This window comes from Microbacterium rhizosphaerae (assembly GCF_034120055.1).
Classification (GTDB): Bacteria; Actinomycetota; Actinomycetes; order Actinomycetales; family Microbacteriaceae; genus Microbacterium; species Microbacterium rhizosphaerae.
This window is the reverse complement of the sequence record NZ_CP139368.1, coordinates 2,123,941-2,139,259: the sequence shown is the minus strand read 5'-3', so window position 1 is coordinate 2,139,259 and position 15,319 is coordinate 2,123,941. Positions and strand designations below refer to the sequence as shown.

Here is a 15,319-nt window from a genome sequence, read left to right as displayed (position 1 = left end):
CCCGCGGGCGGCCGAGGCGCGCCCCGGTCACTCGTCTTCTTCGAGTTCCGCCTGGACCTCGGCCGAGAGGTCGAAGTTGCTGAAGACGTTCTGCACGTCGTCGCTGTCCTCGAGCGCGTCGATGAGGCGGAAGACCTTGCGCGCCGTGTCGGCGTCGATCTCGACCTTCAGATTCGGCACGAACTCGACGTCGGCCGACTCGTAGTCGATGCCCGCCTCCTGCAGCGCACTGCGCACCGTCACGAGGTCGGAGGCCTCGGTGATGACCTCGAACCCCTGCGCGTGCGGCTCGACCTCCTCGGCGCCGGCCTCGAGCACGGCGAGCATGACGTCATCCTCGCTCGTGCCCTCGCCGCCGACGACGATCACGCCCTTGCGGGTGAAGTTGTAGGCGACGCTCCCGGGGTCGGCGAGCGTGCCGCCGTTGCGCGTGAGCGCGGTGCGCACCTCCGCCGCCGCGCGGTTCTTGTTGTCCGTGAGGCACTCGATCATGAGCGCCACGCCGTTGGGCCCGTAGCCCTCGTACATGATCGACGCGTACTCGACCGACTCGCCGCCGATGCCGGCGCCGCGCTTGATCGCGCGGTCGATGTTGTCCTTCGGGACGGAGGTCTTCTTCGCCTTCAGCACGGCGTCGAACAGCGTCGGATTGCCGGCGAGGTCGGCGCCGCCGAGCTTCGCCGCGACCTCGATGTTCTTGATGAGCTTGGCCCACGACTTGGCACGGCGCGCGTCGATGACGGCCTTCTTGTGCTTGGTCGTTGCCCACTTGGAATGCCCGGACATGGTGCTCCTGAATCTCCTCGGCGGCGTCTCCCACCGACCGACCATTCTAGAACAGCGGCCTGCGCAGGCCGCCGAACGCGGGCTCAGCCGATGATCTTGCGAAGCGTCCGCAGGTTGCGGGCCGTGGTCGACGGCTTGAACCGGGCCCGACCGAGCAGCTTGCCGAGCGGTGTGTCGACGGTGGTCCCGACACGGGGATTCCAGTACACGACGCCGTCTCCGGATGCCACGGGATCGGCGTCCTCGTCGAAGGATGCGGCCGCCTCGACGATCTCGTCGCGCGTCGCATCGTCGACGCAGAAGATCGCGTACGGCTGGCGGGCGGCATCCGTCTCGTCGAAGGGGAACGCCTCGACGACCGCGGCGAGCTCCGCCAACGTGGGCAGCAGGATCCAGGCGTCGTATCCGAAGCGCTCACGCAGTGCCGTCTCGATCCGCGCCTTGAGCGTGGTCCGGGCGGATGCCGCGACATCCGTCGCGAACGCGACATTGCCGCTCGCGAGCACCGTGCGCACGCTCTCGAAGCCGAGCTCGCGGAACAGGTCGGCGAGCTCGGCGCTGCGCACCGTGACGCCGTTGACGTTGACTCCGCGCAGCAGCGCGACCCAGGCCGTCACGGCGTCACAGCACGAACTCGAAGCCGAACCGCGAGGACAGCAGCGCGACGAGGTCGCGCGGCATCTTCGCGATGTATGCCGGAGCCGGCACGAGCGTGTCCGCCTCGCCGATGAACGGGAAGTAGATCGGCCCGTCGATCTCGCGCTCGAGCCGATTGCGGATCTCGACGATCTCGCCGCCCACGCGTCGCAGCGACGCGAGGCTGATCGGCTTCGCAAGGCGCAGCGTGTCGCTGACCGGCATCCGCCAGTGCGGCAGGTCCTCGCCCTCGCGATGGCGCGTCTCCTCGCCGAGCGGCCCCAGCACGCGCCCCCAGCCGCCGAAGCCGGGCTGCGCGAGGGTGCGGTCCCAGACGAAGAGCGTGTCGCCGGGCTCGGTGTACGCCACGAGCTCGTGCGACCATTCGAAGCGCCGCACATCGTCGGCCTTGGGCGCGGACAGAGCCTCACCGACCCGGCCGCGCGAGGGCGCGATCATCCAGTAGCGTTCCTCGGGCCGGTCTCCCCACCAGTCGTTGATGGCCATGCGTGCCAGCGTATCCGGATGGACGGCGGCCGCCGATCAGGCGGCGCGCACCATGTCGAGGAAGAGCTCATGGAACCGCAGCTCGCCGGTCATCTCGGGGTGGAACGACGTGCCCAGGAGCGACCCCTGGCGCACGGCGACGATCCTGCCGTCGTCCAGGGTCGCGAGCTGCTCCACGCCCTCGCCGGCGCTCTCCACGAGCGGCGCGCGGATGAAGACCGCGTGCACGGGTGCCTCGCCGACCGCCGGGACGTCGAGGTCGGTCTCGAACGAGTCCACCTGGCTGCCGAACGCGTTGCGGCGCACGACGACGTCGATACCGCCGAAGGTCTCCTGCCCGTCGATGCCGTCGGTGATGCGGTCGGCGAGCAGGATCAGTCCGGCGCACGTCCCGTACACGGGCATCCCGCCGGCGATCGCCTCGCGAAGGGGATGCTGCATCCCGAACGCGCGGCTCAGCTTGTCGATGACGCTGGACTCCCCGCCCGGCAGGACGAGCCCGTCCACCATCGCGAGCTCGTCGGGACGGCGCACGAGGGTCACCTCGGCGCCGAGCCCGTCGAGCACACGGGCGTGTTCGCGCACATCGCCCTGCAGCGCGAGGACCCCGACGCGCAGTCGAGACCCCACGCGGCTACCAGCCGCGCTCGGCGAGCCGGTGCGGGGCGGGGAGGTCGGCGACGTTGATGCCGACCATCGCCTCGCCGAGTCCGCGCGACACGTCCGCGATCACCTTGGGGTCGTCGTAGAAGGTCGTGGCCTTCACGATCGCCGCCGCACGCTTCGCGGGGTCGCCGGACTTGAAGATGCCCGAGCCGACGAACACGCCGTCGGCGCCCATCTGCATCATCATCGCGGCGTCCGCGGGGGTCGCGACGCCGCCCGCGACGAACAGCACGACGGGGAGCTTGCCGGTCGCGGCGATCTCGGCCACGAGGTCGTAGGGCGCCTGCAGCTCCTTGGCCGCGACGTAGAGCTCGTCCTTCGACATCGAGCGCAGGACGTTGATCTCACCGGTGATCTTGCGGATGTGCTTCGTGGCCTCCGAGACGTCGCCGGTGCCGGCCTCGCCCTTGGAGCGGATCATGGCGGCACCCTCGTTGATGCGGCGCAGCGCCTCTCCGAGGTTCGTGGCCCCGCAGACGAAGGGGACCGTGAAGCCCCACTTGTCGATGTGGTTGACGTAGTCGGCGGGCGAGAGCACCTCGGACTCGTCGATGTAGTCGACGCCGAGCTCCTGCAGCACCTGCGCCTCGACGAAGTGGCCGATGCGGGCCTTCGCCATGACGGGGATGGACACCGCCTCGATGATGCCGTCGATCATGTCGGGGTCGCTCATGCGCGAGACGCCGCCCTGGGCGCGGATGTCGGCCGGGACTCGCTCGAGGGCCATGACGGCGACGGCGCCGGCATCCTCTGCGATCTTCGCCTGGTCGGGCGTGACGACGTCCATGATGACGCCGCCCTTGAGCATCTCGGCGAGGCCGCGCTTGACGCGGCTCGTGCCGGTGTCGGTTCCTGCGAACTCGAGTGCAGTCACGAGGATTCCCTTCGGTGGGCCGCGCGGGCGGGCGGCCGGTTACACGGTGTGGCGGAGGCGGACAAGGCTCGCTGACAATGCGGAGCATTGGCCTATGCCAAAAGATAGCATGGCAGGGACAGCCGTCCCCACCGGGAGGATCCATGCCGATCGACATCCGCGGGAGCTCCGCATCCGAGATCGCCGACAGCCTGCGCGCGCTCGTCGAGCGCGGCGGCCTGCGCCCCGGAGACGCCCTGCCGCCGGTGCGGACCCTCGCCGAGAGCCTCGGAGTGAACCGCAACACGGTCTCCGCCGCCTACCGGCAGCTGACGATCGCCGGGCTGGTCGTCACCCTCGGCCGCGGCGGCACACGCATCGCCGGCCAGGCCCCTGTCGCGCAGGAGGGCTTCGCCGACACGGTCCTGCGCGATGTCGGCACCGGCAACCCCGACCCCTCGTTCATCCCCGACCCGTCCCGGGCTCTCGCGACCATCGCCGGGCGCCCCATCCTCTACGGCGAGCCCGTGATCGATCCGGACCTCGAGCGGTGGGCGCAGGAATGGATGAGCGCCGACCTGGAGCCGGCATCCCTGCGGCTCACGATCACGAGCGGCGCGGCCGACGCCGTCGAGCGCCTGCTCGCGCAGGCCCTGACGCGCGAGGATGCCGTGGCCCTCGAGGATCCCTGCTTCCTCGCCAGCATCCACACGGTGCGCATGGGCGGCTACCGCGCCGTCCCCGTCCCCGTCGACGAGGAGGGGATGACGGTGGACGGGCTGCGTGCGGCGCTCGCCCACGGCGTGCGCGCGATCGTCTGCACGCCGCGAGCGCAGAATCCGACCGGCGCCAGCCTCAGCGCGCAGCGAGCTGCGGCCCTGCGAGAGGTGCTGGGCGAGCACCCGTACGTCCTCGTGATCGAGGACGACCACTACTCGATGCTCTCCCGCACGGACTATCACTCGCTGATCGGCCCCGAGCACCGCCGCTGGGCGCTCGTGCGGTCGGTGTCCAAGTTCCTCGGCCCCGACATGTGCCTGGCCGTGACCGCGTCGGATCCGGAGACCGCCCAGCGGCTCGCCCTGCGTCTCACTCCGGGGACGACCTGGGTCAGCCACCTCCTGCAGCGGCTCGCGCACGCTCTCGTGACGGATCCGGACGCCCGGGACCGGGTGGATGCGGCGGCCGAGCACTACGCGGCGCGCAACGCGGCCTTCGCCGAGCTGCTGACGGCCGCGGGCATCCCGGTCCGTGCGCAGGACGGCCTCAACCTGTGGGTGACTCTCCCGGTCCCGGCGCGCGCGGTGTCGGAGCAGCTCATGCGCCGCGGGTGGCTGGCGCGCACCGGCGACGAGTTCGATCTGGTTCCGGCAGGCCCGTCGCACCGTCTGCGCCTGACCGTGCACGACCTGTCGGACGACGATGCCGGACAGCTGGCGGCGGACATCGCCGCATCCGTCCGCGCCGTCGCCTGACCCGCGCGAGGACCGCGCCACCGGTGATGAAATGATCGAGAGGTGAAGATCCTCTCCATCCAGTCCGCCGTGGCCTACGGGCACGTGGGCAACTCCGCGGCCGTCTTCCCCCTGCAGCGCATCGGAGTGGAGGTGCTGCCGGTCTACACCGTCACCTTCTCGAACCACACGGGCTACGGCGCGTGGCGCGGACCGCTCATCAGCCCGGACGACGTGCGCGACGTCATCACCGGCATCGAGGAGCGCGGCGTGCTGCCGCAGATCGACGTCGTCCTGTCCGGTTACCAGGGCGGCGAGGGCATCGCCGACGTGATCCTCGACGCGGTCGCGCGCGTGAAGGCGGCGAACCCGAGCGCCGTGTACGCATGCGACCCCGTGATGGGCAACGCGAAGTCGGGATGCTTCGTCGCCCCGGCGATCCCGGACCTCCTGCGCGACCGGGTGGTGCCTGCCGCGGACATCGTCACGCCGAACCAGTTCGAGCTCGGCTACCTCACCGGCACGTCGCCGTACACGCTCGAGGCGACGCTGGAAAGCGCCGACCTCGTCCGGGCGAGCGGTCCGAACACCGTGCTGGTCACGAGCGTCGAGCGGCCGGACCGGCCGGCGGACACGATCGAGATGCTCGCCGTCGACGACAGGGGCGCCTGGATCGTCCGCACTCCCCTGCTGCCGCTGAAGGCGAACGGCTCCGGCGACGTCACGGCGGCGCTGTTCACCGCCCATTACCGTTCGACGGGGGATGCGGCGACGGCCCTGGCTCGCACGGCATCCAGCGTCTTCGATCTGCTCGAGCGCACGCACGAGTCCGGCGAGCGCGAGCTCCAGCTCGTCGAAGCGCAGGAGTCCTACGCCCACCCCCGGATGCAGTTCGACGTGACGCAGGTGCGCTGACGCGCACGGCGCCCGCGGCTGCGCTGACTCAGGCCGACGCCCACGCGTCCGCGACGGCCTGCCGCACCTCGCCGAGCAGCTGCGGCAGCGCCTTCGTACGCGCGATGATCGGGAAGAAGTTGGCGTCCGAGTTCCACCGCGGCACCACGTGCTGATGCAGGTGCTGCTCGACGCCGGCGCCGGCGACAGCGCCCTGGTTGATGCCGATGTTGAAGCCGTCGCAGCGCGACACCTCACGCAGGACGCGCATCGCCTGCTGCGTGAGGACGGCCATCTCCTCGGTCTCCTCCGCCGTCGCCTGGTCGTACATCGCGACGTGGCGGTAGGGGCAGACGAGGAGGTGCCCGGAGTTGTACGGGAAGAGGTTCAGCAGCGCGTAGGCGTGCACACCGCGCGCGACGATGAGCCCGTCCTCGTCCGACCTGCCGGGCGCGGCGCAGAACGGGCAGTCGTGCGCATGCGGCTCCGGCCCGGCCTGGATGTACACCATCCGGTGCGGGGTCCACATACGCTGGAAGCCGTCCGGGACGCCCGCGAGCGTCGCGGCGTCTTCCAGCCGTTCGACGTGCTCGGCAGGCGTCCCGGAATCGGTCACGCCAGGTCCTCCGCGCTGTCCACGAGCGCGTGCGCGGAGATGGTGGCGAGGATGCGACGGATGGCATCCTCCACCGGCACGCCGTTCTCCTGCGACCCGTCGCGGAAGCGGAACGAGACCGTGCCCGCGGCCCGGTCCTGCTCCCCCGCGATGAGCATCAGCGGCACCTTCTGCGTGGTGTGGGTGCGGATCTTCTTCTGCATGCGGTCTGCGCTGTCGTCGAGCTCGGCCCGCACGCCCACGGCCTTCAGCTGCTCGAGGACGCCGCCGAGGTAGTCCGCGTACTCTTCCGCGACGGGGATGCCGACGACCTGGACCGGCGAGAGCCACACCGGGAACGCGCCCGCGTAATGCTCGAGCAGGATCGCGAAGAACCGCTCGATCGATCCGAACAGGGCCCGGTGGATCATGATCGGCCGGTGCTTCTCGCCATCGTTGCCGGTGTATTCGAGCTCGAAGCGCTCGGGCAGGTTCGGGTCGACCTGCACCGTCGACAGCTGCCACACCCGGCCGATCGCATCCCGGGTCTTCAGATCGATCTTCGGACCGTAGAACGCCGCCTCACCCGGAACCTCGGTGAGCTTGAGGCCGGACGCGACCGCGACATTGCGCAGCGCGTCGGTCGAGTACTCCCAGAACTCATCGGTGCCGATCCACTTCGCCTTCTCGTCGTCGCGCATCGACAGCTCGAGCTCGAAGTCGTCCAGACCGAAGTCGCGCAGCATCGAGATGACGAACTCGAGCACCCTGCTCGTCTCCGTCTCGAGCTGCTCGGGGGTGACGAACAGGTGCGAGTCGTCCTGGGTGAACCCGCGCACCCGGGTGAGGCCGTGCAGGGCGCCGGAGAGCTCGTTGCGGTACACGGTGCCGTTCTCGGCGAGTCGCATCGGCAGGTCGCGGTAGCTGCGCGCACGCTCCTTGTAGATCAGGATGTGCATCGGGCAGTTCATGGGCTTGAGGTAGTAGTCCTTGCCCTCCTTGACGATCGCGCCCGCCTCATCCCTCTCCTCGTCCATGACGATGGGCGGGAACATCCCCTCGCGGTACGTGACGAGGTGGTTGGACTGCAGGAAGAGATCCTCTTTGGCGATGTGGGGCGTGTACACGTACGTGTACCCGGCCTCGACATGCCGACGGCGGGCGTGCTGCTCCATCTCCATGCGCACGACACCGCCCTTCGGGTGCCACACGGACAGGCCCGAGCCGATCTCGTCGGGGAACGAGAAGAGGTCGAGCTCCTTGCCGAGGCGGCGGTGGTCGCGCTTGGCGGCCTCCTCGAGGCGCTGCTGGTAGGCCCGCAACTCGTCTTTCGTCGGCCAGGCGGTGCCGTAGATGCGCTGCAGCTGCGGGTTCTTCTCGCTTCCGCGCCAGTAGGCGCCGGCGATCCGCTGCAGGGCCCACCCGTTGCCGATGACACGGGTGGACGGCACATGCGGACCCCGGCAGAGGTCCTTCCACACCGTCTCGCCGGTGCGCGGGTCGACGTTGTCGTAGATGGTGAGCTCGCCGGCTCCGACCTCCGCGGATGCGCCTTCCACGCCCGCGGTCCCCGAGCTTGTCGAGGGGCCGGCCTTCAGTCCGATCAGCTCGAGCTTGAACGGCTCGTGCGCGAGCTCTGCCCGCGCCTCGTCGTCGCTCACGACGCGGCGGACGAAGCGCTGACCCTCGCGGATGATGCGCTGCATCTCCTTCTCGATGGCTTTGAGGTCCTCCGGCGTGAACGGCTGGTCAGTGCCGAAGTCGTAGTAGAACCCATCGGTGATGGGCGGGCCGATGCCGAGATTCGTCTGCGGCTTGAGGCGCTGGACGGCCTGCGCGAGCACGTGCGCGGTCGAGTGGCGCAGGATGCTGAGCCCCTCGGGACTCTCGATCGACACGGGCTCGACGGCATCCGTTTCGTCGACGACCGCGGCGAGGTCCTTGAGCTCGCCGTTGACGCGCATGGCGACGACGGAGCGATCGGGGAAGAGGGCGAAGCCGTCGATCGGATAGGACGGCTGGGCGTTATCAGACACGGGAACTCTCCAGAGATGTGGCTCGGATCAAGGCTACCGGGCGGCGCAGAGAGGCTCCGCCCCGGCGTGGCTCAGCTTCGGATGCCGCAGCATCCCGCCCGCTCAGGCCTGGCGCGTTCGCGTGCCGGCGCCCGCGACGGTCGTCGCGAAGAAGACGATCCGGCGAGTCTGCATGAATCCAGCCTACTCGGGGTGCCCGGGTCCCTCGTCCGTGAACGCGATGTCGACCTGCATCTCCGTGGCGAGCCGCTCGAGTTCCTCGACGACACCCGCCTCGTCCACGTCGTCCGGCACGCGCGCCGCGAGCGACGCCTCGAACAGGGTGCCGCCGGTCATCGGCGCTTCGCGCGTGCGGCTCGAGAAGAGGTCGATCGTCAAGCCCTTCCGGGTCAGAGCCGTCGTGACGTCCTTGACGATGCCGGGCCGGTCGTTCCCGAGGACGGTGAAGGTGATACGGCGTCCCGCGGAGCGCTCGACGGTCGCGTTTCCGGCGTGGAGGACGACCTGCATCATGCCGTCGAGCCCGTCCAGGGCCGCCGTCAGCTCCTCGACGCGACCGTCCGGAACGGACACGAGGACGATGCCCGCGAAGGCTCCGGCGAGCTCGGCGAGCTCGCTCGTCTCCCAGTTGCCGCCGTGCGCGGTGACCACATCGGCGAGCGACTGGACGAGACCGGCGCGATCGTCGCCGACCACCGTGAGAACGAGCTTGGCCATGGCACCGAGCATAGGGGCCGCCGCATCCCGTCGACAGGTGCTTCAGCGCCCGCGACCTCCGGCCTCCTCAGCGCGTGGAAGCCGGCTCCGGGGCGGAGCGGCGGCCCTTGACGGTACGTCCGATCCAGCGCGACAACGCGGTCGCCGGTCGCTCGACCGCCATCCAGAACCCCGCACCCACCGCGACCGCGATCGCCAGGCCGAGGGGCAGCGCGATCCACAGCCGGCCGTCGCCGAAGATCTTCGCGAGCGCCACGAGGATCGGCTCGTGCACCAGGTAGAGGCTGAACGACACGGCGCCGAACCACAGGAGGACACGGGTCGTCAAGACCCGGGTCGCGACGCGGCAGTGCAGCGCCATCACCAGCACGACAGCCGCGGCGGAGATGGACAGCGGCACATGCATCGAGCTCGGCACGGCCGGGATGCCGGCGAGCGTCCATCTCGCGGGCAGCATCACGAGAACCCAGAGGGCGCACGCCGACCACAGGAGCACCGCGGACCAGCGCGTGCGCGTGAGTCGGTCGACGACCGCTGCGATGGGGTCCTTCGCCGCGGCGAGCACTGCCCCGACGAGGAAGACCATCAGGTACGGCGCTCCGCCCAGCATGAAGATCGCGACCGCGGCAAGGGGGGCCGTCAGAGCCAGCCAGATCGGCCGTCGCGCAGCCTGGTGGGGATGCACGGCGAAGACGAAGAGGGGCAGGAGCAGCGAGAACCACACCTCCCACTGCAACGACCACAGCGGCGAGACCGTGAATCCGGCACCGTCGAGCAGCGTGCCGTCGTAGAGCACGCCCTTGACCGTGACGTCGTCGGCGCGGCGCTGCATCCATGCGCTCGCCATCGTCCCGTGATCGGCGTTTCCGAAGATCGTGATGAGCACCGCCGCCAGCGCGACGGCGGCGAACACCGGCACGTACAGGCGCGCAAGACGCTGCGGGTAATAGGCGACCCAGTCGAAGGATGCGGGCTCCCGCACCTGGCGGACCAGAACGTAGCCGCTCAGCACGAAGAACACCCAGACCGCACCGGCGCCCTCCCACACGATGTGCAGCGGCGACCACGTGAGGACGAGCTCCAGAGGGTTCGCAGCGTCGCGCGCGGCGACCGGGTCCGCGGATGCCGCGGAGAAGATCGGCGTGGTCAGGAGTGCGTGGTGGACCAGCACCACGAGGCAGGCGAGACCGCGCAGGCCGTCGAGGGCAGCCAGTCTGTCGGTCGATGCGGGGGCGTCGGCCGATCCCGCCGCACTCGGCCCGGGATCAGGCGCGACCCGTTCGCTGCGCTCGATCGTCGCGGTCGCGGTGCTCATCGGTACGCCTCCAGCCATGATGGCCGGCCGACCCGATATCACTCTGGGAGCGACCCGCCTGTGGGCGACCGGATGGTGCTTGGCGGTACCCCGACGTTACCGACCGACCCTGGACAGCCCGTGGGCATCCGGTGTGAACCCCGGCAACGCCATCACGGGGTGCGATACTCTCCCCTTGGTCGCGCCTATGCCCGCGCGATGAGCCACCCTTCCGTCAGCTGGCAGTTTTCAGTATGGTTCTCGCAGATCCTTCGGCGACTGCATGCAAGAAGGGGCACGACGTGGATGTCACGGTGGGAGACCAATGCTCCCCAGACCGGACGGATCGCGGAATCATCCGCTGCGCGCACAGACCCGAGTGCCGACACCTCTTCATCATCTTTCATCTCGTGACGCATCGAAACGATGCCTGACGCTTGGGCCCGAACGCTGACGCGGTCCGTCTGACGTCTCGTTCGGCCGTGCAGACCTCTGGGTGGCCAAGCCCACGGCGACGAGCGAGAACGCCGGGCGCCACGGCGTCGGGTTGTGGGAACCCGACTCCCGGCCCACGAGGGCGTGGGCCGCGTACCAGAGGAGACAGAGATGAGAAAAGGTAGGTATGCAGTTGCGGCCTCGGCGGCACTGCTCCTTGCACTGTCAGGCGCCATGTCGGCATCGGCAGCAGCAGGAACCAACTGGACGAGCTGGGGTTCGGATCTGAGCAACTCCCGCAGCAGCGCCGACACGACGATCGGCGTCGGCAATGCGAGCAAGCTCGCCGTGAAGTGGAGGGTGCCCACCGCGGGCAACGTCAGCGCAACGCCGGCCGTCGAAGACGGTCGACTCTACGTCCCGGACGACGCAGGCAGGCTGTACGCGTTGGACGCGCGCACCGGCGCGACGATCTGGCAGTCGACGATCCCCGGCTATACCGGCGTCCCCGGCGACTACTCGCGCACGACACCGACCATCGCGGGCAACCTCCTGATCCTCGGCGACCAGGCCGGCAAGTCGTTCAGCCCCGACGGATATCTGCTGGCCGTCGACAAGGCGACCGGAGCACTGGTCTGGAAGAAGAAGTTCGAGGGCGGCTACCCGCTCCTCACACAGTCGCCGACGATCGTGGGCAACACGATCTACGTCGGCACCGCCTCCTATGAGGAGCTGCTGGTGCGCTTCGGCTTCCCGCTCGACTTCCGCGGGTCGATGAATGCGATCGACCTGTCGACCGGCGAGACCCTGTGGCAGACGTACATGGCCCCTGAGGGCTACACCGGCGCCTCGGTCTGGGGCAGCAGCCCTGCAGTGGACACGAAGACCAACACCGTCTACATCGGCACCGGAAACAACTACTCGGTGCCGGACTCGGTGTCGAGCTGCCTCGGTTCTGCGTCGACGGATGCCGAGCGCGCTGCGTGCGTCCCCGCTGCGGACATGTTCGACGCGGTCGTGGCACTGGATGCCGGCACGGGCGCGGTGAAGTGGACCTTCCGGGCGATGCCGTCAGACGCGTGGAACGTCGCCTGCGGCATTCCGTTCCCCGGATTCGAGGACCCCGTCGCCGGATGTCCGACCAATAAGGGTCCCGACTACGACTTCGGTCAGGCGCCGATGCTCTTCAAGGTCAACGGTCAGAGCTTCGTCGGAGCGGGGCAGAAGAGCGGCACGTTCTGGGCGCTCGATCCCGCCACCGGCGCTCTGAAGTGGTCGACGCAGGTCGGTCCCGGGGGCGTCGCCGGTGGCCTGCAGTGGGGTTCGGCGACGGATGGCACGCGCGTCTACTCGGCGAACGCGAACAGCGTCCAGAGCCCATGGACGCTCACGAACGGCACGACCGTGGACTACGGCGGCTGGGTCGGAATGGCCGCGGGCACAGGCAAGGTCCTCTGGCAGACGCTGAACCCGCGGCAGGCGGGCGCTCCCGGTCCCGTGACGGTCGCCAACGGTGTCGTGTACGCATGCTCGGCGGATGCGGCAGGCCACATGTATGCGATGAAAGCCAGCGACGGCAGCATTCTGTGGGACTACCCGTCCGGTGACATCTGCTACGGCGGCGCCGCGATCTCCAACGGTGTCGTGTACTGGGGAACCGGCTATGCGCTGGGCGGACCGGATGCCCCCGGACAGGCGCTCTACGCTTTCTCGCTGAACGGCAAGTAGCAGTCCGCGCCGGAGCACGAGGCGCGGGAACGACGAAGGCCCCCGCCGCACGGGGGCCTTCGCCGGCTGTGCTCTACTGCACAGCAGCCAAGGCGTCGACGATGCCGTTGCCGTAGTAGCTGTTGTCGTCGGGCGTTCCGGTGCACACGGGACCGCTGGCGATCGAGCAGGCGTGCGGCATGGCCTGCTCCGCCAGCTTGTCCATCAGCTGCATCGGCGTCCACGTCGGATGCACCGACTTCATGAGCGCCAGCACGCCGGTCACGTGCGGCGATGCCATCGACGTGCCGCTCTTGAGGCCGTAGCCGTGATTGCGGACGATCGTCGACAGGATCGACGACCCGGGCGCGGCGACATCGATCTTTCCGAGCCCCCGGTTGGAGAAGCTCGAGAGGGCTCCGGTGCTCGTCACCGACGAGACCGTCACGACGCCCGGCAGCTCCGCCGGGAGATCCTCGCAGCCCGCGTTGATCGTGCGGACCACCGGTGTGCCGTCATCCGGGCTGCCCTTGTCGACCGTCTTGTTGGCGAGATCGACCGCGGAGTTGCCGGCGGCCGCCACGTTCGCGACGCCCTGCGTCGTCGACCACTCGACGGCGCGGCGCACCGCCTCCTTCGCCGCGGCCTGGTCGATCTGGTCGTCGCACCAGTACTCGAAGGGGTCGACGTAGTAGCTGTTGTTCGTCACGTCCATGTGCTTCAGACCCGCCCAGACGAAGCCGCAGATGGCGTACTCCGGATAGATGAAGCCGTCGTCGTTCACGACCTTGACGGATGCGATGCGCACCCCGGGAGCCACGCCGACGATGCCGACGCCGTTGCGGGCGGCCGCGATCGTACCGGCGACATGCGTGCCGTGGTCGCTCGTGGTGGGGTACCAGCCGCTGGCCGACGTGTCGGGGCGTCCCGCATCCGTGCAGTTCACCGAGTCGGCCACGTCGATGTTCGCAACGAGGTCGGGGTGCACCGGATCGATCCCGGAATCGAGGATGCCGACGAGCACATTGCTCGATCCGTCGGTGATCTGGTGCGCCTTGTCGGCGTTGATCATCCGCATGTCCCACTGATCGCCTTCGCGGGCGTCGAGGGAGTCGGCGGGAGTCGTCGACGCCTCGATGTCGCCGTTGAACTTCTTCTTCGCGTCGGCCTTCCAGCCCGACGATCCAGGCCCCCAGGGCGCCAGCGCGCCCGCCGGCGTCCCCTCGGTCACGGGCACGGTGCGCGTCGCGCCGACGGATGCGAGGGCGTTGCCCCCGGCCGCGACCACATCGGCGCGGAACGCAGCGCGCTGCGAGTGCGCGACGACGACGCCGATCTCGGGCCACGACTGGACGACGACTCCGCCTGCGGCGGCGACCGCGCGCTCCACCAGACGGACCTGGCCGGGGTTCGCGGCCTTCGCGTTGAGCACGTAGCTCATGATCGTGCCGTCGGGTGCGCTGATGGGCACGGGCGTGGACGGCTCGGTCGGACTCGCGTTGGCGGCCGGGGCCACGGCGCCGACGACGAGTGCGGCGGCGGCCAGGGCCGTGAGGACGAGGGGTCGACGGGACATGTCTCTCCTTTGTGAGGTCTGCGCCCACCGATGGGCGCGTGGGCCTCACTCTAGGCTCATGCATAGGCTTCTTCCAGCCTTTACATAAGAAGAGCCCTGTGACAGGATTCAGCCCAGCCCCGTGGCGGGTTCTGGCCTCCCGCGCGACGCGAGCATTTCCGGGGGAAAGCCGCCGAAACGACGAAAGCCCCGCTGAGCGGGGCTTTCTCTGTGGTGCGCGATACTGGGATCGAACCAGTGACCTCTTCCGTGTCAGGGAAGCGCGCTACCGCTGCGCCAATCGCGCCTGTACAGGCTGTTGATTTGTCCGGTCATGACCGGGAGTGGAGGTGGCGACGGGATTCGAACCCGTGTAAACGGCTTTGCAGGCCGGTGCCTAGCCGCTCGGCCACGCCACCGCGTGTGGTGCGAACCCCACGGCGTGATCTCCGTGGAGATCCCCGCACTCGAGCGGATGACGAGACTCGAACTCGCGACCCTCACCTTGGCAAGGTGATGCGCTACCAACTGCGCTACATCCGCATTCTGTTTCCGACGTTTCCGCCGGGCACTTGATTTACTTTAGACGATTCTCGCGTTCACGCAAAACCGGACGCACCTCGCGCGTGTCTCCGCCTCGGTTCGCGGCGAAGGGCGACTTCGGGTAGCATCGAGTCTCGGCCCTGCGGGCCACGGGCGATTGGCGCAGTTGGTAGCGCGCTTCCTTCACACGGAAGAGGTCATCAGTTCGAGTCTGGTATCGCCCACCATGAAACCCCTGGTTCGCCGGGGGTTTTGTCGTCAGTGCGCACGCCGCGGGGCGCGTGCTGGGGCGTGCTACTGCTGGCCCGCGGCGGCGATCTTCGCCAGAGCGACCTGAGCGTACGCACCGGCCAGAGCCGCCTTGAGAGCCGGGATATCCTTCGCGCCCGAGAGCTGGACGCCGCCCTCCGCAGCCGCGAGCAGCTCCTCGGCGTGCGCGATGAGCTCCGCCGGCGTGGCAGTGTCGAGCCGTTCCGCCGCTTCCGACCTGGATGTCGAGATCGCCATTCGAGGCCTTCCTTTCACGTGGGTGTGTCCCGATGCTAAGGCGTGAGCATCGCTCGGGGATACGGATCGGCTGAAGTCGGGGATCACGGTGCGTAAGACCGCTCCCGCCCGCACCTCGACGGTGCCCGTCGCAG

Annotated in this window: 14 protein-coding genes and 4 tRNA genes; 4 read left to right on the top strand and 14 right to left on the bottom strand. The window is 69.2% G+C overall.

Annotated elements, in window-relative coordinates; genetic code table 11:
- Positions 1-27: 27 nt before the first annotated feature.
- The 5 genes from SM116_RS09480 to pdxS form a co-directional block, all read right to left on the bottom strand.
- Positions 28-786 carry a YebC/PmpR family DNA-binding transcriptional regulator gene (locus tag SM116_RS09480; protein ID WP_320940741.1) on the bottom strand — a complete coding sequence of 253 codons (759 nt, stop codon included), beginning with the start codon at positions 784-786 and terminating at the stop codon, positions 28-30.
- Positions 787-869: 83 nt separating this feature from the next.
- Positions 870-1,403, bottom strand: a complete 534-nt coding sequence (locus tag SM116_RS09475) for a DUF1697 domain-containing protein (protein ID WP_320940740.1) — start codon at positions 1,401-1,403, stop codon at positions 870-872.
- Positions 1,404-1,407: 4 nt separating this feature from the next.
- Complete coding sequence (locus SM116_RS09470) at positions 1,408-1,929, bottom strand: hypothetical protein (protein ID WP_320940739.1); 522 nt, start codon at positions 1,927-1,929, stop codon at positions 1,408-1,410.
- 36 nt (positions 1,930-1,965) lie between these two features.
- Positions 1,966-2,559 carry a pyridoxal 5'-phosphate synthase glutaminase subunit PdxT gene (pdxT, locus tag SM116_RS09465; RefSeq protein WP_320940738.1) on the bottom strand — a complete coding sequence of 198 codons (594 nt, stop codon included), beginning with the start codon at positions 2,557-2,559 and terminating at the stop codon, positions 1,966-1,968.
- A 4-nt stretch (positions 2,560-2,563) separates the two neighbouring features.
- Positions 2,564-3,469: a pyridoxal 5'-phosphate synthase lyase subunit PdxS gene (gene pdxS, locus SM116_RS09460; protein ID WP_320940737.1), complete on the bottom strand. Its 906-nt coding sequence runs from the start codon at positions 3,467-3,469 to the stop codon at positions 2,564-2,566.
- Between the two features lie 143 nt (positions 3,470-3,612).
- Here pdxS and SM116_RS09455 point away from each other — a divergent pair, with 143 nt between their 5' ends.
- Positions 3,613-4,923 (top strand): aminotransferase class I/II-fold pyridoxal phosphate-dependent enzyme, encoded by a 1,311-nt coding sequence (locus SM116_RS09455; RefSeq protein WP_320940736.1) that lies wholly within the window; start codon positions 3,613-3,615, stop codon positions 4,921-4,923.
- A gap of 42 nt (positions 4,924-4,965) precedes the next feature.
- On the top strand, positions 4,966-5,817 hold the full coding sequence (gene pdxY / locus SM116_RS09450) for a pyridoxal kinase PdxY (protein WP_320940735.1): 852 nt from the start codon (positions 4,966-4,968) through the stop codon (positions 5,815-5,817).
- A gap of 28 nt (positions 5,818-5,845) precedes the next feature.
- Here pdxY and SM116_RS09445 read toward each other — a convergent pair whose 3' ends face one another.
- The 4 genes from SM116_RS09445 to SM116_RS09430 form a co-directional block, all read right to left on the bottom strand.
- Positions 5,846-6,325, bottom strand: a complete 480-nt coding sequence (locus SM116_RS09445; RefSeq protein ID WP_320944148.1) for an HIT family protein — start codon at positions 6,323-6,325, stop codon at positions 5,846-5,848.
- Between the two features lie 83 nt (positions 6,326-6,408).
- The gene (gene thrS, locus SM116_RS09440) at positions 6,409-8,427 is read right to left on the bottom strand and encodes a threonine--tRNA ligase (protein ID WP_425563286.1); all 2,019 of its coding nucleotides are present in this window, start codon (positions 8,425-8,427) and stop codon (positions 6,409-6,411) included.
- Between the two features lie 183 nt (positions 8,428-8,610).
- A complete protein-coding gene (locus SM116_RS09435) occupies positions 8,611-9,144 on the bottom strand; it encodes a glycine cleavage system transcriptional repressor (RefSeq protein WP_320940734.1) in 534 nt (177 codons plus the stop codon).
- A 67-nt stretch (positions 9,145-9,211) separates the two neighbouring features.
- Positions 9,212-10,459, bottom strand: coding sequence for an acyltransferase family protein (locus SM116_RS09430; protein WP_320940733.1), 1,248 nt, complete (start codon positions 10,457-10,459; stop codon positions 9,212-9,214).
- A 648-nt stretch (positions 10,460-11,107) separates the two neighbouring features.
- Here SM116_RS09430 and SM116_RS09425 point away from each other — a divergent pair.
- Complete coding sequence (locus SM116_RS09425) at positions 11,108-12,601, top strand: outer membrane protein assembly factor BamB family protein (protein ID WP_320940732.1); 1,494 nt, start codon at positions 11,108-11,110, stop codon at positions 12,599-12,601.
- 73 nt (positions 12,602-12,674) lie between these two features.
- Here the strand turns inward: SM116_RS09425 and SM116_RS09420 are convergent, their stop codons facing one another.
- From SM116_RS09420 to SM116_RS09405, 4 genes are all read right to left on the bottom strand, one after another.
- Positions 12,675-14,156, bottom strand: a complete 1,482-nt coding sequence (locus tag SM116_RS09420) for a S8 family peptidase (protein ID WP_320940731.1) — start codon at positions 14,154-14,156, stop codon at positions 12,675-12,677.
- A 211-nt stretch (positions 14,157-14,367) separates the two neighbouring features.
- Positions 14,368-14,442, bottom strand: a tRNA-Val gene (locus SM116_RS09415).
- 38 nt (positions 14,443-14,480) lie between these two features.
- Positions 14,481-14,554 (bottom strand) — tRNA-Cys (locus SM116_RS09410).
- 51 nt (positions 14,555-14,605) lie between these two features.
- Positions 14,606-14,678, bottom strand: a tRNA-Gly gene (locus tag SM116_RS09405).
- A gap of 151 nt (positions 14,679-14,829) precedes the next feature.
- Here SM116_RS09405 and SM116_RS09400 point away from each other — a divergent pair.
- A tRNA-Val gene (locus SM116_RS09400) sits at positions 14,830-14,905 on the top strand.
- Positions 14,906-14,972: 67 nt separating this feature from the next.
- Here the strand turns inward: SM116_RS09400 and SM116_RS09395 are convergent.
- A complete protein-coding gene (locus SM116_RS09395) occupies positions 14,973-15,185 on the bottom strand; it encodes a hypothetical protein (RefSeq protein WP_320940730.1) in 213 nt (70 codons plus the stop codon).
- Positions 15,186-15,319: the final 134 nt, after the last annotated feature.